This is a genomic window from Lachnospira hominis (ex Hitch et al. 2025), assembly GCF_040096395.1.
Taxonomy (GTDB): domain Bacteria; phylum Bacillota; class Clostridia; order Lachnospirales; family Lachnospiraceae; genus Lachnospira; species Lachnospira hominis.
This window is the reverse complement of sequence record NZ_JBBMES010000011.1, coordinates 38,642-64,136: the sequence shown is the minus strand read 5'-3', so window position 1 is coordinate 64,136 and position 25,495 is coordinate 38,642. Positions and strand designations below refer to the sequence as shown.

25 protein-coding genes are annotated in these 25,495 nt (G+C 36.7%); all 25 read right to left on the bottom strand.

Features of this window, described 5'->3' with window-relative positions:
• Positions 1-31: 31 nt before the first annotated feature.
• Positions 32-1,354 carry a flagellar hook protein FlgE gene (locus WMO38_RS10275; RefSeq protein ID WP_349162561.1) on the bottom strand — a complete coding sequence of 441 codons (1,323 nt, stop codon included), beginning with the start codon at positions 1,352-1,354 and terminating at the stop codon, positions 32-34.
• A gap of 96 nt (positions 1,355-1,450) precedes the next feature.
• Positions 1,451-1,873, bottom strand: a complete 423-nt coding sequence (locus WMO38_RS10270) for a TIGR02530 family flagellar biosynthesis protein (protein WP_186837029.1) — start codon at positions 1,871-1,873, stop codon at positions 1,451-1,453.
• Between the two features lie 22 nt (positions 1,874-1,895).
• Positions 1,896-2,432 (bottom strand): flagellar hook assembly protein FlgD, encoded by a 537-nt coding sequence (locus WMO38_RS10265; RefSeq protein ID WP_349162560.1) that lies wholly within the window; start codon positions 2,430-2,432, stop codon positions 1,896-1,898.
• Positions 2,433-2,458: 26 nt separating this feature from the next.
• The gene (locus WMO38_RS10260) at positions 2,459-3,811 is read right to left on the bottom strand and encodes a flagellar hook-length control protein FliK (protein WP_349162559.1); all 1,353 of its coding nucleotides are present in this window, start codon (positions 3,809-3,811) and stop codon (positions 2,459-2,461) included.
• Between the two features lie 120 nt (positions 3,812-3,931).
• Positions 3,932-4,693 (bottom strand): MotE family protein, encoded by a 762-nt coding sequence (locus WMO38_RS10255; protein WP_186837026.1) that lies wholly within the window; start codon positions 4,691-4,693, stop codon positions 3,932-3,934.
• Between the two features lie 32 nt (positions 4,694-4,725).
• Complete coding sequence (gene fliJ / locus WMO38_RS10250) at positions 4,726-5,178, bottom strand: flagellar export protein FliJ (protein WP_021866061.1); 453 nt, start codon at positions 5,176-5,178, stop codon at positions 4,726-4,728.
• A 2-nt stretch (positions 5,179-5,180) separates the two neighbouring features.
• Positions 5,181-6,515 carry a flagellar protein export ATPase FliI gene (gene fliI, locus WMO38_RS10245; protein WP_349162558.1) on the bottom strand — a complete coding sequence of 445 codons (1,335 nt, stop codon included), beginning with the start codon at positions 6,513-6,515 and terminating at the stop codon, positions 5,181-5,183.
• Positions 6,516-6,526: 11 nt separating this feature from the next.
• The gene (locus WMO38_RS10240) at positions 6,527-7,360 is read right to left on the bottom strand and encodes a FliH/SctL family protein (RefSeq protein ID WP_021866063.1); all 834 of its coding nucleotides are present in this window, start codon (positions 7,358-7,360) and stop codon (positions 6,527-6,529) included.
• A complete protein-coding gene (gene fliG, locus WMO38_RS10235) occupies positions 7,353-8,381 on the bottom strand; it encodes a flagellar motor switch protein FliG (RefSeq protein WP_021866064.1) in 1,029 nt (342 codons plus the stop codon). The genes WMO38_RS10240 and fliG overlap by 8 nt, the downstream gene beginning before the upstream one ends.
• Before the next feature lie 40 nt (positions 8,382-8,421).
• A complete protein-coding gene (locus WMO38_RS10230) occupies positions 8,422-10,038 on the bottom strand; it encodes a flagellar M-ring protein FliF C-terminal domain-containing protein (protein ID WP_021866065.1) in 1,617 nt (538 codons plus the stop codon).
• A 22-nt stretch (positions 10,039-10,060) separates the two neighbouring features.
• Entirely contained in the window at positions 10,061-10,399 is a 339-nt protein-coding gene (fliE, locus tag WMO38_RS10225; RefSeq protein ID WP_349162557.1) for a flagellar hook-basal body complex protein FliE, read from the bottom strand.
• Positions 10,400-10,446: 47 nt separating this feature from the next.
• Positions 10,447-10,929, bottom strand: coding sequence for a flagellar basal body rod protein FlgC (gene flgC, locus WMO38_RS10220; RefSeq protein ID WP_021866067.1), 483 nt, complete (start codon positions 10,927-10,929; stop codon positions 10,447-10,449).
• A gap of 17 nt (positions 10,930-10,946) precedes the next feature.
• Complete coding sequence (gene flgB, locus WMO38_RS10215) at positions 10,947-11,339, bottom strand: flagellar basal body rod protein FlgB (RefSeq protein ID WP_021866068.1); 393 nt, start codon at positions 11,337-11,339, stop codon at positions 10,947-10,949.
• A gap of 235 nt (positions 11,340-11,574) precedes the next feature.
• Positions 11,575-12,345: a GTP-sensing pleiotropic transcriptional regulator CodY gene (gene codY, locus WMO38_RS10210; protein WP_021866069.1), complete on the bottom strand. Its 771-nt coding sequence runs from the start codon at positions 12,343-12,345 to the stop codon at positions 11,575-11,577.
• Between the two features lie 111 nt (positions 12,346-12,456).
• Positions 12,457-14,535 carry a type I DNA topoisomerase gene (gene topA / locus WMO38_RS10205; protein ID WP_349162555.1) on the bottom strand — a complete coding sequence of 693 codons (2,079 nt, stop codon included), beginning with the start codon at positions 14,533-14,535 and terminating at the stop codon, positions 12,457-12,459.
• Positions 14,536-14,560: 25 nt separating this feature from the next.
• Entirely contained in the window at positions 14,561-15,727 is a 1,167-nt protein-coding gene (gene dprA / locus WMO38_RS10200) for a DNA-processing protein DprA (protein ID WP_349162553.1), read from the bottom strand.
• A 20-nt stretch (positions 15,728-15,747) separates the two neighbouring features.
• A complete protein-coding gene (locus WMO38_RS10195) occupies positions 15,748-17,289 on the bottom strand; it encodes a YifB family Mg chelatase-like AAA ATPase (protein ID WP_349162551.1) in 1,542 nt (513 codons plus the stop codon).
• An 80-nt stretch (positions 17,290-17,369) separates the two neighbouring features.
• Entirely contained in the window at positions 17,370-18,524 is a 1,155-nt protein-coding gene (locus WMO38_RS10190) for a DUF4843 domain-containing protein (protein WP_349162550.1), read from the bottom strand.
• Positions 18,521-20,323, bottom strand: coding sequence for an aminopeptidase P family protein (locus tag WMO38_RS10185; RefSeq protein WP_349162549.1), 1,803 nt, complete (start codon positions 20,321-20,323; stop codon positions 18,521-18,523). Before WMO38_RS10185 ends, WMO38_RS10190 begins: the two co-directional genes overlap by 4 nt.
• A 54-nt stretch (positions 20,324-20,377) precedes the next feature.
• On the bottom strand, positions 20,378-21,010 hold the full coding sequence (gene sigK, locus WMO38_RS10180) for an RNA polymerase sporulation sigma factor SigK (protein WP_243204326.1): 633 nt from the start codon (positions 21,008-21,010) through the stop codon (positions 20,378-20,380).
• Between the two features lie 63 nt (positions 21,011-21,073).
• Positions 21,074-22,321, bottom strand: coding sequence for a peptidase U32 family protein (locus WMO38_RS10175; RefSeq protein ID WP_021866076.1), 1,248 nt, complete (start codon positions 22,319-22,321; stop codon positions 21,074-21,076).
• Positions 22,322-22,339: 18 nt separating this feature from the next.
• Complete coding sequence (locus WMO38_RS10170; protein WP_349162548.1) at positions 22,340-22,981, bottom strand: O-methyltransferase; 642 nt, start codon at positions 22,979-22,981, stop codon at positions 22,340-22,342.
• A gap of 3 nt (positions 22,982-22,984) precedes the next feature.
• The gene (locus WMO38_RS10165) at positions 22,985-23,362 is read right to left on the bottom strand and encodes a hypothetical protein (RefSeq protein ID WP_021866078.1); all 378 of its coding nucleotides are present in this window, start codon (positions 23,360-23,362) and stop codon (positions 22,985-22,987) included.
• A gap of 46 nt (positions 23,363-23,408) precedes the next feature.
• The gene (locus WMO38_RS10160) at positions 23,409-23,750 is read right to left on the bottom strand and encodes a YlbF/YmcA family competence regulator (RefSeq protein ID WP_349162547.1); all 342 of its coding nucleotides are present in this window, start codon (positions 23,748-23,750) and stop codon (positions 23,409-23,411) included.
• 26 nt (positions 23,751-23,776) lie between these two features.
• On the bottom strand, positions 23,777-25,447 hold the full coding sequence (locus WMO38_RS10155; RefSeq protein ID WP_021866080.1) for a ribonuclease J: 1,671 nt from the start codon (positions 25,445-25,447) through the stop codon (positions 23,777-23,779).
• Between the last annotated feature and the right edge of the window lie 48 nt (positions 25,448-25,495).

The window sequence follows — 25,495 nt, the reverse complement described above, 5'->3', positions numbered from 1 at the left end:
ATGATAGTTGCCCACAGCCAATAAAAATCAATTATCTTTTAAGATTAATAAGCTCTTCAAGCATTGTATCTGATACAGTAATAATTCTTGAATTTGCCTGATAACCTCTCTGTGTTGTAATCATGTTTGTAAACTGATCTGCAAGATCTACATTTGACATTTCAAGATATCCAGATGTAATCTTGCCGCTTGACTCTGATATATCTTCACCAATTCCATCAAATGAACCAGAGTTAAGTGTTGCTGCATAAAGATTATCACCAACTTTTTCAAGACCTGATGGGTTAGTAAATGATGCAACTGCAATCTGACCAATCTTCTTTGTATCACCATTGCTGTAGCTTGCAACAATCTGACCAGACTCATTAACACCTACTGATGTCATTTTACCTACTGCTTTACCTGCTCCTGTGCCATTTATTCCCATTGTAGCATTAATATTTGAAGCTGCTGCATACATTGTAAGTCCTGAAGCATCAAGATTAATTGTTGATGTATTTCCATTATTAGTACCGATATTAGCAATATTTCCTGAACCATCTGCACTGTTATCAGTAAACGTGAGTGCAAGTCCGGCATTTCCAACCATCGAAGCACCTGTATTTGTATTAAATACAACCTGGCTGTCACATGAAACTGAAAGTTCTGTAGGCTGTCCATTCATTGTAACCGAACCGCCAACAACATTGTAACTTGTTGTTCCAGCTGCTGCATCTTTACTGTCATATGTAAGATTAAGAGTTGCCTGATATTCATTGCCAAGTGAATCATAGAAATTCACTGTATAAGCAATATCTCCTGTCTCTCTTGAATCTACATTACCTGTAATTGTAACGCCTGTTGTTGCTGCTGGTGCTGTATATGTATATTCAGGACTTGTTGCATACAAAGCCTGAACACGGTCTTTTATAATATTGCCATCAGCATCTGCTTTCCAACCCATAACATTAGCACCGCTCTGTGTTACAATAGCACCATCAAGATCTGTTGTAAAATCTCCGGCTCTTGTAAAATATGTATTTCCTGCATTACTTACTACGAAGAATTTATCTCCGCTAATCATTAAATCCCATGTATTATCAGTTCTCTCAGATGCACCCTGTGCTGTAGGATCTACTGAAATAGCACCTACTGTAGAACCAAGACCTATCTGTTTTGCATTAGTACCACCTTTTCCAGAAGCTTCATTTGGTCCTGTGGCAACCTGTGTTGTCTGATAGTAAACATCGCCGAATGTTACTGACTGTGATTTATATGCAACTGTGTTGACGTTGGCAATATTATTACCAATAACGTCCATTTTTGTCTGATGTGCCTTTAAACCTGACACAGCAGAGAACAATGATCTCATCATAATAAAATTTCCTCCATAATATCCATGAAGACTAATATGACCGGCACAATTTCCCATCTGTCATTCAGGGAAATCAAAGCCTCCATTCAGGTCCGGCTAAATAATTACTGCCCCGTCAATATTTGTAAATATATTGTCTTCACTATTGTTTTGATCCATCGCTGTCACTACTGTTTTACTCTTTGTATTGACTATAAACGCTAAATCATCCATGATAACCAGAGATTCTCTTATTCCTTTAAGTCCGGCTTTCTGCGTTCCCTCATTCAGTCTTGATAGCTGTTCATCGGTAAGCGTTATGTCTCTCTGCTTCAGTCTCATATCTGCATGCTTTGAAAATTTTACGCCTTCACCGCCTGATACTTCGTTTGCAGCTTCTGCAATATTTTTCTTTTGTTTTAAAATATCCTGAAAAGAGATACCGGAACTGCCTGCCGCCTGCGATGTATCCTTTTTATTTGATAATTTGCCCGCAGCCTGCTCTATGGATGAATATCCACCAGTTATAATACTGTTCATAAGCAGCCTCCTGTCTTATGTCTTATTCTGTCTTACTGTCAGCTGTATCATCTTTTTTAGATGTATCATCAGCCTTGCCGCTTCCAGATGCTGTATCATCTTTTTTAGATGTATCTCCATTTACAAGCTTGTCATAGTAATCATTGTCAAGAACAGTATCAACGTCAGCTATATCATAAAGCTTGCCGTTGATTCCAAGATAAATCTTACCATCGATATTTTCCCAATAATTAACTTTGCCGGCAATCATTCCTGAAGAGCTTTCATTTGTCTTCATAATAACAGATTTACCTACAAGTGATGATGCCATCTGCTGTTCAACTTTGTTGCCCATCTCTGTAGTAGCTTCAACCTGTGTAAATGTAGCCATCTGTGCAATATACTGTGTATTATCTGTCGGCTCAAGCGGATCCTGATACTGCATCTGTGCAACAAGAAGCTGTAAAAAGTCATTCACATCAAGACTTGAATTACTCTTATCGTTTTTTGTTGTTGAACTGATATTTCCATCATTTTTTGAATTATCAATCAAACCGTTAATAACATTTGATGTTACCATTATATACTCCTTTCTTAAATCACTTTTTATGCCATGTATTCAACACTGCTGTTTTCATTAAGCATTGAATTCTGTTCATCATCCAATTCATCATCATTGTCGTCATCAAAATTCAAGCCGTTAAGATTGAGCTTTGCACGATTTTTTGATGTATTGTTTTTCTGCTCATTCTGATTATTAAAATTCTGATTATTTTCAAATGCGTTTGTCTGAACTGTAATTTCTACAGATTCAACTTTAACGCCCTGATTTTCAAAATTTTCTTTTAATGTAATCATCTGATTTTCCAACGCTTTTTTAACCTGTTCATTCTGAACATTAAGCTGTGCTGTAACAACGCCTTCTCTCACCGATACAAGAACATTAACTTTGCCAAGAGTTTCCGGTGTAAGCTGAATTTCCATACTCTTAACAGCATCATCAGATGTGAATTTTATCTGATTGATAATCTGATCAAGAATATCCGTTTCATTAACACCTCTGTTCTCAAGGACTGAAGAAAATTCTTCTGCAATACTTTGTACTGTAGTTGTTGTTCCCGATGCCAGCTGATTAACATTCTCATTTGAAGACACTGATTGTTTTTGCTCATGTCCATTTTCTTTCTCAGACATTGCATCATTTTTTGATGAATCAGAACCTGTTGTAATCTTCTTTGCAATAACCTGTTCGAGCGGCGATGCATCTTTTATATTGCTGTCCGCAGCATCTTCTTTTACATCGCTATTCTCTTCATGTGTCTGAATATTTTTATCAGCTTTCTCATCAAAAGAAACACTTTGTAATATTTCTTTTAAATCATCCGGTGTCACAGATAAATCTGCTGCAAGCTGCTGCGATGTATGTGAAACAAAATCCATTATATCTTTCATTGCATTTGATAACATATCATCTGTAACAAGCTGCATTGAATCCTGTGTACCTGTAATATCCATAACAAGCTGCATAATATTCTCAGGCATTAATAAATCGGCCATTGTAAGCCCAAGATTTTCCATTGAATGTTGAATTTCTTCATCAGAAACTCCCAATGTTTTCTTTATCTTGTCATATACTTCGTTGGCAGCTTTATCAACTTTTTCAGCCACTTTATTATCTGTTTTTGTATTCTGCGTCTTATTAGTATCACTTGCCTTAGCTTTATCAGCTGATGATACTTTCTCTGCCACATCATTTTTATCAGATGATGAAGTATTTGTCCTGATTGAATTCTGCGATAATGTATCTGTAGAAGAATTCTTCTTTCCTGCATTACTGCCAACAGATTTTGCCATTATATCACCAAACTTCTGACCGTTTACACTCTGGTTTTTGCCTGATGAAACAACCGGAACAACATTATTGTCAACACTCTGCGCTCCTGAAATAACTGTACCCACTTTGTATCCTCCTTTCTTATTATTTGTCATACAGACTATATAGTAAAATTATCTATCAGGCAGCCAGACGCACTGCTGACTGCCCAAATGATAAATTCACCCATTAATTATCCCTGACTGTTAAGGAAACATTATCTTTGTGAGTTTTCCTGCATATACAGGGTCCATCTCTGCCAATATGGCAGCTCTCTGTTTGGCTTTCATGCAAAGAAGAATCTTTGATACAATATCTGTATCGCCTGTCATCTCCTGCATAATAGCAGCCGCATCAGCGGCATCCATAGCAGCATATGTAGTAGCCCAGTCCTGAATCTTCTGTGAGTATTGTATCTTTTCACACACTTCTTTATATATCTGTGCTGCATTATCCGGGCTTATCTGCTCATACCATTTTTTATATTCTTCTATGTCAGGTGCGTTATCTGTAAATACGACTTCCCTGTCAAATTCCTCTTTCTGTTTCAGAAAATTCTCCTGATTATCTTCATAAACCTTGAGACGTTCAACTTCCGCCTTAAGCTGTGCTATCTGGTCTGAATCAGCAGCACCATTATTCTGATACTGTGCCAGCTGGTCTTCCAGTTCTTTTATTCTGTCTACAGCTTCTGCAAGATTTTTATACTTGTATCCAGTCTCTTCCATTACTTCCTCATCAGACTTATCCGGCAGAATCCTGTTAATTACCGGTACATTTTTAAGGAATGGCCTGAGCATGCTTCCCACTCCGCCAACATCCATCTTTATAAGAAGTGCAAATATAACAAGCCATATAACAATTATTGCTACAGCAAGAAGAGCTCCGGCTATCCCGCCGCCTTTTTCTTCTTCTAATCCATTATCTGTATCAAGATTATCTTCTGACTTTTTCTTTTTCCTTGCCATGGCATCTAAGTTCCTTCCTCAAAATTTATCTGTTATGCTTTCTTTCCTCTATCATTATACGTAAAGCTTACTAATTGGTCAATCTCCTTCTTTTCTTCAGCCTTGAGTTCTTCCTTAAATTCATCAAACGCCTTTTCTCTAAGTTTTTCATGGATTTTTCTTTCCTGCATTGATTTATTAAGTTTTTCTCTGGCTTTATCAAGATTTTTCTGGGCAACCCTGACCTGCAATGCCTGTTTTTCCATAAGTTCTTTTATAACAGCTATATAGTTATTATACTGTTTTAACTTATTAATATCCAGTTTGTCATTTGATGCATTTTTCAACTCATCCTCGTAAGTTCTTCGTCTTAAAATAAGACTCCGAAGTTTATCTTCTTCTTCATCAAGTCTTGCACTTGCCTGCGAGAATTCTGTCTTTGCCTGCGTCTCAAGTCTCATTTTAATATTAAGGATATTTTGCATCTTATATACAAATTTTGCCATAATTACTCTGCTTTCTCAAATGTATTATAATCGCTGAAAATATCAAAAAGCATTTTTAGTTCTTCTTCAAAAGAATATTTCTCGTCAGTCTGCTGCATAAGAAAAGCATTTACTGCATCTATCTTTGAAATGGCATAATCAATATTTTTATTGCTTCCTTTTTTATATGCACCAATATTAATCAAATCTTCCGCCTCATTATATGTTGCAAGAACATTTTTAAGACGTCCAGCCATCTTTTTGTGTTCTTTAGTTGAAATCTGGCTCATGCATCTTGATATGCTTTGCAGGATATCAATAGCTGGATAATGATTTTTATGTCCTAACTTTCTTGAAAGTATTATATGTCCATCAAGAATACTTCGTGCTGTATCAGTAATAGGCTCATTAAAATCATCACCATCAACAAGCACTGTATACAATCCTGTAATGGAACCTTTTTCGGCCATTCCGGCTCTTTCAAGAAGTTTTGGCATTTCACTGTATACACTCGGTGGATATCCTCTTGTAACAGGAGGTTCTCCTGACGCAAGTCCTATTTCTCTTTGTGCCATCGAGAAACGTGTCAGAGAGTCCATCATAAGCAGAACATCTTTTCCCTGATCCCTGAAATATTCCGCAATAGCTGTCGCTGTCTTCGCAGCCTTATTTCTTATAAGTGCCGGTTTATCAGATGTTGCAACAACAAGTACGCTTCTCTTCATACCTTCAGGTCCTAAGTCTCGTTCTATAAACTCTCTTACTTCTCTTCCTCGCTCACCTATAAGAGCAATTACATTGATGTCCGCTTTTGTATTTCTTGCAAACATACCAAGCAATGTACTTTTACCCACACCACTTCCTGCAAATATACCAATACGCTGACCTTTTCCGACTGTCAGAAGTCCATCAACCGCTTTGACGCCAAGCGGAAGCACCTGATTAATAATCACTCTCTTCATCGGATCCGGAGGAGCGGCTTCTACCGGATATGTATCTGTTAAATCTACAATATCGCCTTCCATTGGATTGCCAAGTCCATCAAGCGTATGTCCAAGTATTCCGTTGCCAACTTTAACTTCAAGAGGCTTTTCTGTATTTTCAACTATACATCCCGGTCCTATTCCGTCAACATTTTCAAATGGCATAAGAAGGACTCTCGAATCTTTGAATCCAACAACTTCTGCAAACATCGTCTGGCTTTTATCAGGCGAATATATTTTGCATAAATCATTAAGTTTTGCATCAGGTCCTATTGACTCAATCGTAAGACCTACTATTTTTGACACCTTGCCAAGTTTCTGATAAAAAGGCTCATGCATCAAATGTTCATATTTTTCTATATTAATCAATGACATCTGCCGTCCTCCTAGTCAAGACAACTAAGCATTTTTATTTTCTTTGTGAGATTAGCAAGTTCTTTGTCAAGACTGCAATCAAACACAGCTCCATCAGTTTCAATAATGCAGTCATTCTTTCCCAGTGTCTCATCTGTTGTGATATCTAATGTAATATCTTTTGACATATTGCAGAAAATCTTACCCTGATTTTCAGAAATATATGAATAATCCTGTGGTGAGCATTTTATAACAAACTCATCACTTTTTTCCGCATCAGATAAGACACCGTTAATAAGATGTACAAGAACTTCTTTGTCTTCATCTGCAATTGAAAGAATAACTTTATTATATACATCAGTAAGAACATTGATAAGTTCAGGTTCTATCTTATTTCTTTTTTCTGTATATTCCTGCTCAAGCTGTTTTTTTCTTGATTCATATTCTTTTTCGAGTTCGTCTTTTCTCAATGAATATTCAGCATCTGCCTGTGCAAGTCCTTCCTCATATCCATTATCTTTTGCTTCTTTTGCAGCTCGTTTTACCTGTTCATCAGCATCATCAATTATTTTTTGTGCCTGCTCATTTGCATCTGCAATAATGCTTTCGGCTTCTTCCCTGAGTTCATTTATATGATTCTCAAGTTCTTCCTGTGTTGCCGATGTTTCTTCATTTGCATCATCATCCTGTGTAAGCCTCTCTACAACATCTGCTGTAAGGCCATTGACAAATCCATCGCTGCTCTGGTCTCCTGCTGCTGATTCTGCATCTATCACTGCCTGAAGCTTTTCTTTTATTTTTTCATTATAATCTATTACCCGCTCGCTTTTTGTTATTGTTGAGCCTTTTTTTAATAAATTAGACAATTATCTCGTCACCTCCGCCACGGGCAATAACAATTTCAGCAGAGTCTTCAAGTTTTCTGATAATATTAACAATCTTCTGCTGAGCCTCTTCAACATCTTTCATACGAACAGGTCCCATATATTCCATATCTTCCTTTATCATAACAGCAAGACGTTTTGAAAGGTTGTTTAGTATTACATTCTGAACTTCTTCTGTTGCACCCTTCAATGCAAGTGCGAGATCTGAATTATCAACATCACGCAATACACGCTGTATAGCTCTGTCGTCCAGGGAAAGAATATCCTCGAATACAAACATCTTCTTGCGGATTTCGTCTGCAAGTTCCGGCTCTTCAACCTCCAATGTTTCCATGATATGTTTTTCTGTTCCTCTGTCAACAGAATTGAGGATACTTACGATAGCATCCACACCACCGACAATTGTATAATCCTGATTAACAAGTGATGAAAGTTTACGCTCAAGTACTTTTTCAACCTGCTTGATAACATCAGGCGATGTTCTGTCCATCTGTGCAATTCTTCTTGCAACATCTGCCTGTTTTTCAGGTGGAAGCGATGACACAACCATTGATGCCTGTGAGGCAGGAAGATACGAAAGTATAAGTGCAATAGTCTGAGGATGCTCATCCTGGATAAAGTTAAGCAGCTGGCTTGGGTCTGTCTTTCTGATAAATTCAAAAGGACGAACCTGAAGGCTTGCTGTAAGCTTTCCGATAACATCCTTCGCTTTTTCTTCGCCAAGTGCTTTTTCAAGCAGCTCTTTTGCATATCCGATACCGCCTTCAGCAATATACTGCTGTGCAAGACATATCTCATAGAACTCGCTCAAAACTTTTTCCTTTGTCTGCGGAGAAACACTGCTTGTATTTGCAATTTCAAGAGTGAGCTGTTCAATCTCTTCTTCTTTGAGATGTTTAAATATTTTAGCTGATTTTTCAGGTCCAAGTGTGATAAGCAGAGTTGCTGCTTTTTCAACGCCATCCATCTCTCTTTCACCACCCGGTGATGTAGTTCTTGCCATCATTTGCCTCCATATATACTAAATAAACTTATTAACTATATTAACTCCAGTCATCATTAAGCCAGTTACGAAGCAGTAATGCAACAGCTTCCGGATTTTCATCCACAAACTTCTCAATTGCTTTTCTCGTTTCTGACTTATCCTGCATATCAATATCATCAACAGCAGGCTGGTTCTCCTTTGTTGCTGCAAGCATCTGTTCCACTGAAAGTTCCGGTTCAGTCTCTTCAACTGTAAGAGGTCTGGCACTTCTTATAATTACAAACACAAGAATTCCAAGAATAATTGCTGCGAGTGCAATCTGTAACCAGAAAGTAACTCTTGTAAATACACTTCCTGATGTAGAATCTTCAAACCATGGTCTCTGGTATGCAAGCACAGAAATATTAGCAGAATCAATACCTGTACCGGCAGAAATCAAATCAATCCATGTCTGGTCAACCGTCTGTGCAACAGGCTGTGTATTCTGGCTCTTGAACTGTTCCCATGTCATATTATCAAGATAGCCAAGCTTTTTACATTCATCCTCATTGTATACAACATTTTTTATAAATGTTACAGCCAAAGATGAATCACCATATACAATAGAACCAGGTTCTTTGTTTGTTGTTGTTACCAATGAATTCGGCATATACGAATACTTGTTAAGCTGATATGTTGAAGTATCACCCGTACCGTTAGTTACATTGTATGTAGTACTGTCTGAACTGTTAGAAGTTGTTCCAGGTGTTCCGCTCGCACCTGTTGAACCTGTAGATATCTCTTCATAAGACTCTCCAAATATTGCCTGTTCATCGCCCTGTGTTGAATACTCAGTTGCTATAGTATTTACAGCATCCCAGTCAAGTACATAATTAAGTGTAAGATTGACATCATCATAAAGTCCCGTTGAAAGAAGCCCTTTTCTTAATGAATTAATTGTAGTAGCTTCAATCTGTGCTTTATATTTCTGTTTTCCGGCATTGCTTACACCCGATACCGTTCCCGCATTGCTGAGACCCGAAAAAAGAGTTGTTCCTTTATTATCAATAATTGTAATATTATTAGTTGTCGAATTGCCTGCAGCTGTTGCAAGGAAATTTGCGATACTCTCAGCTGTATCATCACTTATTGTCTTATTCGTATCAACAACAACACTGACAGATTTTTCTGCGGTTGTTGCATAAAATGAACTGCTTGTATCAGGTATATCAACTGATACAGATGCAGATTTGATTCCATCCATAGATTCAAGGTCCGATACAAATTTTGCTTCAAGATAATGTGCAAACTGTTTTGTCTTATCAGATTCAGTTGTTGTAAAACTGCTCTTCATCGCATCATCAAATGTATATCCATCAGACTTGATATCAGCAGATGCAATTGCCATCTTGGCATTTGTAAGATTCTTCTTTTCCACTTTTACAACTAATGTATTATCCTGTACCTGATACTTATATCCATTCTCATTAAGAATTGATGTAACGCTTCCAAGTTCTGTATAATCCTGACACGTTGTAAGCACTTCGTAATTTGGTCTTGTCACAGCAAATGCAATAATCGCAACCGCAACCAGAATTACTGCTGCCGTGCTGATTATAATTGTTTTCTGTTTAGCAGACCAGCTTTTCCATTTTTCTACTATTCGATCAACAATTTGTCTAAATCGTTCAGCCATCGTACTTTATTACTCCCATTAATTAAATTTGCATATTCATTATCTCTTTATATGCCTCTAATGCTTTATCTCTCACTGCAACAGTAAACTGCAATGCAATATTTGCCTGCTGCTGGTAAACTCCAAGTTCATGTGTATTTGTCATCTTGCCAAGTGCAAAATCTATCTCAGCCTGCTGTGCCTGCTGTACATAATCATTTGTACTGTTAACAAGTCCTGATACAGCATTAAAAATGGAATCGAATGTCTGATTAGCCGCACTGCCATTAGTATTATTAACTGACGCTGACTGTTTCATCGCATCAGTGACTTTAGCCACATAATCATTTCCTAAACTATTGATTGCTGATGTTACGTCCATGATTTACCTCTTTCCAGTCATTTATAAATCTTTATATATTAAATCTTCTAAGCCTGTCCTATTGAAAGACCTTTTGTTGCCATTGATTTGCTTGCATTAAATGCTGATATATTTGCCTCATAAGAACGTGAAGCATCAATCATATCAGTCATCTCCTGGACAACATTTACATTAGGATATGTTACATATCCGTTCTCATCAGCATCAGGATGTGACGGATCATATACCATGTTCATATCTGTTGATGTATCTTCATAAACCGATGTAACTTTTACGCCATCACCAAGTCTGCCGCCGCTGGCATTTCTTAAAGCACTTGCAAAAGAAGAGCCATTGCTGTTAGCACCTTTTATTGCTGTTGCACCTGTTAATGTTTTTTCTGTAAAAACAACTGCTTTTCTCACATAAGGAGTGCCATCTGAAGTTCTTGTTGTATTTGAATTTGCTATATTCTGAGATATAATGTCCGACCTTAGCTGCTGTGCAGTCATACCGCTCGCACTTATGTTAAATGATGTAAACATTGACATGTGATATATCCTCCCTGTTATTTAAGTACAGCTTTAAATCTCGAAAACTCATTATTCATGCTGTCAATTAAAGCATTATAATTAATCTGTTCTGCTGCAAGTTCCACATTTTCAGTAGACAAATCTACATTATTGCCGTCTATTCTATATGAAAGTGCTGAGTTATCTGTATAAGTTCTTGTCTTTATATTTGATAAATCAACATTATTAATCTTCTGTGTCAAAGTAGCCTTTGGTTTTCCTGACTGCTCTATCGCTGAATTAAGATATGTCTTAAATTCAACATCCTGTCTTTTGTAATTAGGCGTATCAACATTAGCAATATTGTTTGATAAGACCTCTTCTCTTAACCAGCTTGCATCTGCTGCCGATTTAAGCACATTAACATATCCAAATATACCTGAAGACATATACCCTCCATTCCACTGCCGTAGCAGCTGTTTTTCAATTAATTCTTCTTAACCTAATAAGCCTAAAATATATTATATGATAATATTTGGAAAAAATAAAGTAAAAAATGAAAAAAGACGAAACCGCAACCATCTTTTTTTAAGATATATATGCAGGTTCCATCCATTTTTCTTATAAATCCGTTATTTTTCTATTTATTCCTATTTTAAAGTTTCCCTAAAGTACTATAAATTATCAATCATCAAGTTTTTTAAGTTCATCATATACCACTTCATTAGTAACTTTGATATATGTTCCTTTCATTCCTGATGAACGAGACTCAATTACACCTGCACTTTCAAACTTTCTAAGTGCATTGACAATTACTGAGCGTGTAATACCCACACTGTCTGCAATCTTGCTTGCAACAAGAATTCCTTCTGTTCCGTCAAGTTCTTTAAATACATGTTTTATAGCCTCAACTTCAGATGCTGACAACGTACTCATTGCTGATTTTACTATCTGTTTCTTTCTTACTTCTTCTGCATTTTCTTCATTTACAGAACGCATCATCTCAAGCCCTACTACAGTAGTTCCATATTCACATAATATAATATCATCAATCTCATAGGCCTTATCATTCTTATACATGAATAATGTTCCAAGTCTCTCTCCGCCAATCTCTATAGGTACTATCAATGCCTGAAACTTTTTCACATTATCAACAGCAAAGCCAAGTGTCGCAAGATTAACATTCTCCTTTGTTGATAACACACTTAACAGTCTCTCATTAAACATGTTGTCTACAAATCCACCAACTTTATCATATATAAGTTCATCAATGACATCAACTCCGGTATAAAAACCTGTTCCGAGAACTTTTCCTTTTTTACTTATAACAAGAATATTAGACTCAAGTATTCCGCTAAGCACGTCGCAAATATCACTAAATTCCACTCTTAGAGAATGGTTATTGTGCAACAGTTTATTAATTTTCCTAGTCTTATCCAGAAGTTGAACGCTCATATTGTACCTCCTATAATTCTAAACGCATTATTTGCATTCCTATTTTATAATTACTGATTGAATATTAGCACACTTGCCTAAAAAATACAATATTTTTCGCACAATTTAATATCACTTATCTTCCTTTTTTTCTGTTTTAGCTTCAATATATCCACATGTTTCATCTGCACATGCAATCTTATTACCTTTTTCAACCATGTAGCCGCCGCATTTCGGGCATTTTTTTGAAACTGGTTTCTGCCAGCTCATAAAATCACATTCCGGATTATTTTCACATCCAAAATAGCGTCTTCCCTTTTTTGTCTTTTTAAGCACAATATCTTTTCCGCATTTTGGACATGTAACACCTATTTTTTCAAGATATGGTTTTGTATTATGACATTCAGGAAATCCCGGACAACCCAGAAATTTGCCATGCGGGCCATATTTTATAACCATATTTCTTCCGCATTTGTCACATATTACATCTGTAACTTCATCCTCTATCTTCACATTTTCAAGTTCTTTTTCTGCCAATTTTACCGCTTCATCAAGGTCCGGATAGAAATTTCTTATTACTTCTTTCCATTTAACTTTTCCTTCGCCAACACTGTCTAAAAGAGTCTCCATATTAGCTGTAAAATTAACATCTACTATCGTTGGAAAAGCTTTCTTCATTATATTATTGACAGCTTCACCAAGTTCTGTAACATATAAATTCTTATTTTCTTTTGCAACATAATGTCTGGCAATAATAGTTGTTATTGTCGGAGCGTATGTACTTGGTCTTCCTATTCCAAGTTCTTCAAGCTGTTTTACAAGCGAAGCCTCTGTAAAATGTGCCGGAGGCTGTGTAAAATGCTGCTCTCCTTTGACATCGGCGAGGCTCACCTGCGATTCTTCACTTATTCCATGAATAAGTGCTTTATTTTCTGATTTTTCGTCATCATCTTTATAAACTGAAAGAAAACCGTCAAACTTTATCTTAGAAGCAGAAACACTGAATCTGTATTTTCCTGCCGCAATTTTAACAGATGCTGTTTCGTATATAGCAGGACTCATCTGGCTGGCAGTAAATCTTTTCCATATAAGCTGATAAAGTCTGAACTGATCTCTTGAAAGCGAATCCTTTATTATAGCTGGGCTTAGACTTATATCTGTAGGTCTTATCGCTTCATGTGCATCCTGAATTTTCTTCTTTTCTTTTGTATCATGCACTGTTCCAACATATTCTTCGCCATACTGTTCACCAATATACTGTGTTGCTGCAGCAACCGCCTCATCAGCAATTCTTGTGGAATCAGTTCTTAAATATGTGATTATACCTATAGTTCCTCTGCCCGCAATATCGACGCCTTCATAAAGCTGTTGTGCCAGCCTCATAGTTTTCTGTGTAGCAAAATTCAGCTGTTTTGCAGCTTCCTGCTGAAGTGTACTTGTTGTAAAAGCAAGAGGTACTTTTTTAATCTTCTCTCCATGCTTTACGCTTTCAACACTAAAATCACTCTTTTTAACTTCTTCTATAATTTTTTCAGCCTGTTCGCCGTTTTTAACATCAATTTTACCATTCTCATCGCCGTAAAATTTTGCTTTAACTGTATTCTTTTCACCTTTTATATTGACATCTGCATCTATCGTCCAATATTCATCAGGTATAAATGAATTAATCTCATCTTCTCTGTCGCATATGATTCTTAATGCAACAGACTGCACTCTTCCGGCACTGAGACCTCTTTTAATCTTAGCCCATAAAAGCGGACTTATCCTGTAGCCTACCATTCTGTCAAGCACACGTCTTGACTGCTGTGCATCAACAAGATTCATATCTATTTTTCTGGCATTTTTTATAGATGCCTTTACAGCATTTTTAGTAATCTCGTTAAATGTAATTCTGTATATATCTTTGTCTTCAAGTTTCAAAGCTTTGGCAAGATGCCATGAAATCGCTTCTCCCTCTCTATCCGGGTCGGTTGCAAGATATACTTTGTCTGCTTTCTTTGCCTCTTTTCTTAAAGCAGCAAGAATATCGCCTTTTCCCCTTATTGTTATATACTTAGGTTCATAATCATTATCAACATCCACGCCAAGCTGGCTTTTTGGAAGATCTCTTATATGCCCCTGTGATGCCATTACTTCATAATTAGAGCCCAGAAACTTCTTAATTGTCTTTACCTTAGCAGGCGACTCTACTATAACAAGATACTTTGCCATTTGTAATATCCTCCCCTTAAATCTGTCACTTTATTCTGATATAACAGTTTTTCGCCACTTCCTCAACACACCCCTCCAGCTGTAATAAAAGAAGCGTCTGCATAACCGTGGATACATTCAATCCTGTTTCATTAATAATCTCATCCGTGTCTTTCGGATGTAAACAGAGAACACTATACACTAATTTTTTTTCAGTTGCAAGCAGATTTACGGTCGGACATACTGGTTTTTTGTTCCCATTTCCACCATTTAACGCCTTTATATCTGTATTTGTATGTTTATTTATTTTATTATTTTTATTTTTCCATAAAGCAGCTGCACTGCACTGCCAAATATCCTCCGGTTTTGTTATAACCATCGCACCTGTTTTTATAAGTTCGTTACACCCCTGACTGCAAATATCATCAGCTCTTCCCGGAACCGCCATAACTTCCCTGTTCTGTTCAAGTGCCTGGTCAACAGTTATCATCGCTCCGCTTCTTTGAGCTGCCTCAACAACAATTACGATGTCTGCAAGCCCGCTTATTATCCTGTTTCTTTCAGGAAAACGCCATGCATCAGGCCGAGTATTCGGTGGGTATTCAGAAATCACGCCTCCCGTTTTTATTATATTTTTATATATATCTAAATTCTCATATGGATAACACACATCCGTTCCACATCCAAGAACAGCATATGTATATCCCCCCGATGCAAGGCATCCTCTGTGTGCCGCTGCATCTATTCCCGCTGCAAGGCCGCTTATTACCTGAATATTATCGGCTGCAAAACTTTCTGCGAGATTATATGCCATCCGCCTTCCATATGAAGAACAGTTTCTTGAACCAATAATTGCAACACTCAGTCTGTCATCCGGCGGAAGATTTCCACGACAGTAAAGTCCAAGCGGTGCGTCATCAATATTATGAAGCCTTTCAGGATAATTATTATTGTTTATGCTAATCCAGTTACACCCATTTTTAATCATATCTTCATACTTATATATGCTATCTTTATTTTTCATCGAAAAAGCAAATTCATCTATCTGCCTGCCATTTAATATTCCTGTCTTTTTCAATATATTAATATCTGCTTTTGATACATTATATGCACTTCCAAAAAAATCAACAAGCTTTCTTACCGACGCTCTGCCTATACCTTTAATATTACACAGCCGGTACATATAATAGTCTTCGTTATATATTTTTTTCACACTCCGTTCCAAATATAATCTTATAAAGGATTTCTATAGGAAAATGCTTCACTTAAATGCCCGGCATTAATACATTCTTCCCCTTCTATATCTGCTATTGTCCTTGCCGTTTTTAACACCTTATGATACCCTCGTACCGTAAGATTAAGTCTTTCAAATGCAGTTTCCATAATCCGCTTTTCTGCCTGTCCCAGCCTGCAGTATTTTTTCACATGCTTTTCATTCATCTGCGAATTAAATTCTATATTTTCATTACTAAATCTTTCTTTTTGAATATCATACGCCGTTTTAACACATTTTTTCATATTAGCCGTAGTATAAAAATCACTGCTCTTATCCGCATCTGATTCATACAAAATATTTCTTGCATCTATCATCCCCATATGCGTGCATATATCAATCCTGTCCCATATAGGCTTGCTTACACGGCTCATGTACCTTTTTATATCATGTTCTGTACAACTGCACCTGTTACGGTCAGGATAATACCCGCATCTGCATGGATTCATTGCTGCAACAAGCATAAAATCAGCCGGATAAATATACTCTTTAGAACCTCTTACAATTCTTATAATATGTTCCTCAAGCGGCGTTCTTAACGAATCTATCACAGCAGATGCAAATTCATTAAATTCATCCAGAAATAAAATCCCCTTATCTGCAAGTGTTATCTCACCGGGAGACAGAACAACACCGCCTCCCAGCATCACAGCTTTCGTTGTATTATAATTGGGGCATCTTACCGGTCTTTCTTCTATAATACTTCTTCCCTCAAGCTTTCCTGCCGCACTGTAGATACGCGTCAGTTCCATCTTCTCACTCTCATTAAGCGGCAGCATTATTGTACTGATTCTTTTCGCCATCATAGTCTTTCCTGTCCCCGGAATCCCCATATAGCAGATATTGTGATGCCCTGCCGCTGCAATAAGCGACGCTCTTTTTGCAGTAATCTGCCCGGTTATATCCGCAAAATCCGGACAGGTTTCATTTTTCATATGAATCACATCATGTTCTCTGCTTTTCTTTGCATCAATTGCATCAATAAGTTCTGATTCACCGTTAAAATATCCGATAAGCTGCTTTAAACTGTCAACGCCAAGAACTTCTATTCCTTCTATGTGTTCTCCTTCACAAATATTACATGACGGAACTATGCACCTCTTAAATCCCATCTGTGCTGCCTTTGCAACACAGTTAATAATTCCTCTTACTGCGTTAACACTTCCATCAAGGCTTAATTCACCGATAATCACAGACGACTCAAGCATATCTGTTTTAATAATGCCATCTGCGGCAAGAATTCCAGCCGCAACAGGCAGATCAAATCCATTCCCTGCTTTTCTTATATCAGCCGGGGAAATATTAACCATAATCTTTTGCGGACGCAGTATTATCCCTGAATTCTTAACTGCAACTCTCACTCGTTCCCTTGCCTCTGTAACCTGTGCTGCAAGACAGCCACTCATCTCAAATGACGGAAGTCCGTCGCCGGCATCTGTCTCTACCTTTACAATACACGCATCAAGCCCGGCAAGCGTAACGCTATACACTTCACTATACATATCAACACCACCTATATAAAAAGTATTCTATAGTATAACTATAGAATACTTTTTATATATTGTCAATATATTTTATTGTTTTATTTTATTTTTTCTACATTTAATATATCATACATCTGCTGCCTGCTGCCTATACATTCCTCATACAATTTATTATAATCGGTACTGCATGTATATGATGTCTTATAGTCATCAACAGCAACCTGAAATTTTCCATCATATGATATATATACCTGTGAAAATACAAATGCAAAATATACTGTATCCGTACTGTCACCATTTACAACATCAGCACTGTAAAAATAATAAATATAATTTTCATTACCACCCTCAAGACTGTTCTTTCTTTTAAGGAATTTTATTTCCATAAGATTAATATTTTCAGCTCTTTCATCATTCGCCTTGTAAAGATATGATGTATCAGATGTAGCACGATACATCATTCTGAATGTTTTATCCTGGGTCTGGCTCGTAATAGTTTTTTTACATTCCTCATCAATCTGTCTTACCACATCTTTATCAAGTTCATTTACATCATCAGCATATGAGCCAAGCCTGTCAGCCGTATAAGACATTGATATAGATGAAACAGCATATCCGTGGCGTCCAAGCTCAGCTTCATCCGCACTGCATTTAACACAGATTACATCATCTTTGCTTATTCCTGTATGCTTGTCCGGCACAAATTCAAGTGCTGACAGATATTCATCATCCCATTTATTATTTATTACAACATATGCTTCAGGACTTATGCCCGCAAATACAACTTCAACATTAGAAAATAAATCTATTTTAGTTCCATTTCCTATCCCTTTTGCTCTTATATTATAACTGCTGCCTGCAACCATGACGCCTGAATCAGCCGCAGCCTGTGTATCATATTCAACATATACTGTAAGCTTGTCTCCGTTTGAAATATCACTTTTTTCAATATGTGCCTCAAGTGAATCAGCAAACTTCCTGTAAGCTGTAAGTTTCTCCATATTAACTTCTTTTCCGGCAAGCGTTTTATATAGCTTTTCTGAATCAACACTACATTCTGCTGATGCATATCCATTAATCCCATTATAAGTAACCGTTATATAATCCTGCGGATCTATGTGCTTTTTTCCCATAATCCACGCTGCAAGCACTATAACAAAGCATACCATAACAGCAGCGACCACAATATATGATGAACGGTCTTTTACCATTTTTTCTGCTGTATTCTTAGTTCTGTCTATTATTTCTTTCATATTCTGACTGTTGCCCTCTTCAATTTTTCTAATTCTTCTCCACACATATATGGACTCAGCTGTTCATACACCCAGCTGTGATAATCATTAATTCTTTCTATATCTTTTTCATTTAGGTACGATACATCAACAGCTTCAAGGTCTATCGGTGCACATGTAAGCATTTTAAATTTGAGAAATGTTCCATATTCATTTTCATAATCCCTGACGCATACTATCTCATTTTCTATACGTATTCCGTATTTTCCGTCAACATAAACGCCCGGTTCATCTGATGTTACCATTCCCGGCTCCATGACACACAAATCGTTTTGTCCCAATATATGTTTCCACCTGAATCCGTTTGGTGATTCATGCACATTCAAAAGATATCCGACACCATGTCCTGTTCCACATCTGTAATCAAGACCGGCTTCCCAGAGCGGACCTCTCGCAAGAATATCAAGATTAAATCCTGTACACCCATAAAGAAATCTTGCATCAGCAAGTGCAAGCATCCCCTTTAATGTAAGCGTATATGCTTTTTTTATCTCATCGCTTACAGGTCCAAGTACAATTGTTCTTGTCACATCTGTAGTTCCACGCATATACTGTCCACCAGAATCAACTAAAAGCATACCTTCTGGTTTCAGCATGGCACAATTATCCTTTGTAGCACTGTAATGCATCATTGCTGCATTAGCACCATATGCACTGATTGTCTCAAAACTAAGTTCTATGAAATCACTGATTTTTGCACGCTCATTATCAAGATAATCAGCTGCATCTTTCTCTGTAATTCCCTTTCCGGCATTTTCTTTAACCCAGAACATGAATCTTGTAAGTGCAAGTCCGTCCTCAATATGGACATCTGAAAGATTTTTGATTTCAACAGGATTTTTTACGGCTTTCATTGACGTAACAGGACTTAATGTTTTTACTGTTTCCACTCCACAATTGCAGATTTTCTTATATGCACAATAATTAATTCTTTTCATATCAACAAGAATTACTTTCTCTTCTATCGTATCAAGAAAATCATAAAATTCTTCGTATGGTTTTAATGTAACGCCATCTTTTTGAAGCTTTTCTATAATTTCATCAGAAAATCTGTCTTTATCTGCAAATAGATATGCACACTTATCTGTAACATACGCATATGACATTATCACGGGATTGTATACAACATCATTTCCTCTTATATTAAATAACCAGCATATATCATCAAGTGATGTTATAATATGTCCTTCTGCCTCTTTTTCATTTATTTTTTCACGCAGTCTTATGAGCTTTTCCCTGACTGTCTCCCCGTTATCAGATACAAACGCTTTGCTATACGGAAAATCCGGTCTGTTATTCCATATACTTTTTGCATAATCAACCGTTACATCAAGTTTAATATTCTTTTTTGTAGCTTTATGTTCCAATTTTTCGCCAAAAGAAGCATTTATTGTTCTTCCGTCAACCGCAATACTTCCGTTTGCAGGTGTATTCTGTATACAATATTCTGTCAGTTCCGGAACATCTTTCACACCTATTCTCATAAGTTCTATGCCTGTACCTTTAAGCTGAAGTTCTGCCTGCACAAAATATCGTCCATCTGTAAATAAAGCAGCCTTATCCATTCCTATGACAAGAGTTCCTGCAGAGCCTGTAAACCCTGACAGGAATTCTCTTTCTCCAAAGTAATCACCCGCATATTCTGACAGATGATAATCACCTGTAAATACTATATACAAATCCGTACTGTTTTTTTTCATTATATTTCGTACTTCATCAATTCTTTTTCTTATAATTGTATTATCCGTAATCCGCGGCATATTAACGCACCTCCTGATTTCATAGCGTCCTTTAAGCTATACTTTAATATAAACTCATAAATGATTATCCTCAAGAAGTTTTTTTAATTTTTCAAGTGCTTTTTTCTCTATTCTGCTTACATAACTCCGGCTTATCCCCAATTCTTTCGCAAGCTCACACTGTGTTTTTTCATCATTTCCAAACAATCCATATCTTTCTGAAATAACAGTCATCTCCCGCTTATTAAGCACTCTCCCCATTTTCTTATAAAGACATGCAATTCTCTCATCAAATATACAGTCTTCAACTATGTCTTTTTCTTCATCGCTGACAATTTCTATAATGCTTATTTCATTTCCTTCTTTATCTGTTCCGATTGGCTCATATATAGAAACTTCTCGTGATTTTTTCTTCTCAGACCTGAGCATCATAAGCAGTTCATTATCTATGCACTTTGCAGCATATGTTGCAAATCTGATTCCCTTATCAGGTTTAAATGAATTAATTGCCTTAATAAGTCCAACTGTGCCGACAGATATCAGATCTCTTACATCTCTGTCCGGCGTGCTGTATTTTTTAGTCATATGGGCAACCAGACGCATATTCTTTTCAACAAGAATATCTCTTGCCTTATTATCTCCGTTATACAAACGCTCAAGAATTTCCTTTTCTTCTTCTGCTGATAATGGCTTTTCAAAACTTTTCAAAGAAAGGCACCCCAGACACACATTTATATATTTTATGTGCCGGAGTGCCTTTTATTGCTTTTCCTAATCTTCTTTTCTTCTCAAAACATCATACTGTTCAAGTTTTACGCCCAAATCGATATAAAGCTGCTGCTTAGGATGAGGTGCACTTTCCATATCCACACCACGCTCATCAGTAATTCGTTTTACTGTAACCAAAATATTATCGCCATTTGGTCTCATAACTTCAATTGTCTCGCCTACACTGAATTTATTACGCTGTTCTATATGATAAAGTCCTTGTGCATTCTGTTCGCCGACAATGCCAAGATATGTATATTCCTTAATATATGTATTTGTATCATATATCTGTGTATTTTCATCCGGTTTACCGAAGAAAAATCCGGTTGTATACTGTCTGTATGTGCATTTTGAAATCTCTGACTTATAAAATGGAATTCTCTTTTTATAAAGATTCTCATCCTGTATAAACTCATCAATTGCAAGTCTGTATGTTCTAGCGACTGTAGCAACATATAATGCTGTTTTCATTCTGCCTTCGATTTTAAAACTGTCTATTCCTGCATTAAGCATCTCAGGAATATGTTCAATCATGCATAAATCTTTTGAATTAAATATATATGTTCCACGCTCATTTTCATATACAGGCATATATTCACCCGGTCTTGATTCTTCAACAATAGAATATTTCCAACGGCACGGATGTGTACATGCACCTCTGTTGGCATCTCTTCCTGCCATAAAGCTGCTCAGCAGACATCTTCCCGAATATGAAATACACATCGCACCATGCATAAATGTCTCTATTTCCATCTCATCAGGAATATGTTCACGAATCTGTTTTATCTCATTAAGAGACAATTCTCTAGCTGAAACAACTCTCTTTGCCCCCTGCTTCCACCAGAACTGATACGTCATATAATTAGTATTATTAGCCTGTGTGCTTATATGTATATCTATGTCAGGCAGTTCTTCTTTTGCAATTGTAAACATTCCCGGGTCAGAAATAATAAGTGCATCAGGTCCTATCTGTTTTAATTCTTTAAAATACTGTCTTGCTCCATCCAAATCATAATTATGTGCAAGAATATTTGCTGTAACATATACCTTACAATCATGTGCATGTGCAAATTCAATTCCCTCTTTCATCTCTTCAAGAGTGAAATTTTTTGCTTTTGCACGAAGTCCAAATGCCTCTCCACCGATATATACGGCATCAGCACCATATATTACAGCAATCTTTAATACTTCAAGACTGCTTGCAGGTATAAGAAGTTCAAGTTTTCTTCCTTTATAAATATGTTCGCCCATATTAATCTCCATTTCTTTTTATTTTTTTACACTGAGCGTAATTCCATCTCCGATAGGTACTACTGATGTTACAACCTCATCTGAATGAGTAAGCATATATACATACTCTCTCATCCTCTCATGTATCGTCCTGTTTCTTCTTGTAACACCATACTTTGACTGTACTATCTCGCCTTCCTGAAGGACATTATCCGATATAAGAAGTCCGCCCTTTTTTAATATTCTCATAATATCAGGAAAATAATTAATATACTGTCCTTTAGCTGCATCCATAAATATAAAATCATATGGTCCATCAAGTGTTTTTAAAACATCCGCTGCATCACCCTCAATAAGTGTTATTTTGTCAATAACACCCGCACGGATAAAGTTATTTTTCGCTACCGGTATTCTTTTGTCATAATTTTCAATTGTTGTAATATGGCAGTTTTCCGGCATATTTTCACTCATAAGAATAGATGAGTAACCTACAGCAGTGCCAACCTCCAGAATTCGTTCCGGCTGTTTTAATGCAATCAGCACTTTTAACAGATTACCCATCTCTTTTCTTATAATAGGAACATTATCATTTAATGCTTCTTTTTCAATCAGATTACAAATATTGGAATTACCGGAATCCAATGAATTAATATAAGCTACAACACGTGGTTCAACTATCATAACTCAATTGTCCTCTCCTTTGTCCGTGCACATTACTTTAAACATATCAGATGGCTTCATTCCTGAATTCAATGTATATGTTCCGCCTACAAATTTCTTATTATAATCAGACAGCATTATCTGAAAATACATTATTGTTTTATCCTTGCAAAGTCCTTTTTGGTATAACATAGATGAAAGCTGCTTCGCCGATATATTATCTGAAATAGTAATCTCTACTTGTCTCGCATTTTCTGTAGTATCAATTGCTTCTTCATCAAAAATATTATGTCCGAATGTATATGCTCTGCTTCCGGCGGCATAAATTATAAAAACACCGACTGTCACAATACATATGTTCAATAACATACTGAGTATTACCCTGACACTTTTATTTTTCATCTGATTCTCCAATCCTGCATGGTCTATACATTTTTATTCTGCCTTATTATTGCAGGAAATCCATATTAAAGTCAACTGCTTCAACAACTGACATACAGATTTCCTGAACCATTCTGCACAATTCCATCTCAGCAGCAAGATACCCTTCAACCTCCGGCTGTTTTCTTATATCTGCAAAATGTCCCTCTAATTCCTGTGTTGCTGACAGGACATCACCTGTATCTTCAGAATATTGCATTCTGAAATTTTCTCTTCTGAAATCATCCAATGCCCTTTTTAAATCAGGTCTTTTCATAACTTCAGATTCAAATTCTTTGAACCTTTTATACTCACATGAGTCTGTTATTGCCTCTGTCAGCTCCTTTGTAAGTTCCTCTACCCTGCTCATAAACCTCTCCTATAATCAACAAACAATTACATCTGTGCTTCCATTATAATTGGAAGAATAACTGGATTTCTCTTCATCTTCTTCCAAAGGTACTCACTAAGGTCATCCTTAATTATATTTTTAATCTTACTCCAGTCAGATATATGTTTATCAAGGCATCCCTGAACTGAATCTTCAACAACAGCTTTTGCCTCATCAAGAAGTTCTTCTGCCTCCCTGACATATACAAATCCACGAGTTACAATATCAGGACCTGCAACGAGATTTCCTGTATATTTTTCAAGTGTAAGCACAACTATAATAATACCATTTTCTGCAAGATTCTGTCTGTCTCTTAAAACAATATTACCTACATCACCAACTCCAAGTCCATCGACAAGAATTGCTCCTGTTGGAACCTGTCCCACAATTTCACCGTGGTCGTCACTCAATTCAATAACATCACCTGATTTTGCAATAAATACATGGTCTTTATCATAACCAAGAGCCATAACTACATCTCTTTGTGCACAAAGATGTCTGTACTCGCCATGAACAGGAATTGCATATTTGGGTTTTACAAGTGAATAAATAAGCTTGATTTCTTCCTGACAGGCATGACCAGAAACATGTGTATCCTGGAAAATAACCTTAGCCCCTTTCATTCCAAGTTCATTAATTACTTTTGCAACTGATTTTTCATTTCCCGGAATCGGTGTTGAAGAAAATACAACACAGTCACCCGGCTGGATAGATACTTTCCTGTGAAGTGAAGCCGCCATTCTTGAAAGAGCCGCCATAGATTCTCCCTGACTTCCTGTTGTAATAAGCACAATCTGCTCAGGCGGATAATTTTTCATTTCCTCAGTATCAATAAGTGTTCCTTCCGGAATCTTTAAATAATCAAGATTTTCAGCAACCTCAATTATATTAACCATGCTTCGGCCTTCAACACATACTTTTCTTCCATATGCAACAGCTGAATTGATAATCTGCTGCACTCTGTCTACATTTGACGCAAATGTTGCAATTATAAGACGGCTGTTTTTATTATCATTAAAAATCTTATCAAATGTTGCTCCTACAGTGCGTTCAGACATTGTAAATCCCGGACGTAGAGCATTGGTACTGTCACACATAAGTGCAAGCACACCCTTCTTTCCGAGTTCACCAAGCCTTTGTAAATCAATAGGATCTCCGTAAACAGGAGTATAATCAACTTTAAAGTCGCCTGTATGAATAATTGTTCCTGCCGGTGAAAATATAGCAAGTGCAGCAGCATCTGCAATACTGTGGTTTGTACGGATAAATTCAACCCTGAAATCACCAAGTGTTATTGACTGTCCATACTTGACAACTTTTCTTTTAACGCTTCTTAACATACTGTGTTCTTTGAGTTTTGACTCAATAAGTCCCATAGTAAGCTTTGTTGCATAAATAGGCACATTAACATCTTTGAGGACATATGGTATAGCACCAATATGGTCTTCATGTCCGTGAGTAATAACAAAACCTTTAACTTTGTCAAGATTCTGCTTTAGAAATGTCACATCAGGTATAACAAGGTCAATACCTAACATCTCTTCTTCCGGAAATGACAGACCGCAGTCCACAACAATAATACTGTCATCATACTGGATGGCAGTAATATTCATTCCAATCTGTTCAAGACCACCAAGCGGAATAATCTTGACAGAACCAATATTAACTTTTTTCATTCCATAACCTCCATACTGCATATTTCGGATATGCAGCTAAAACTAAAT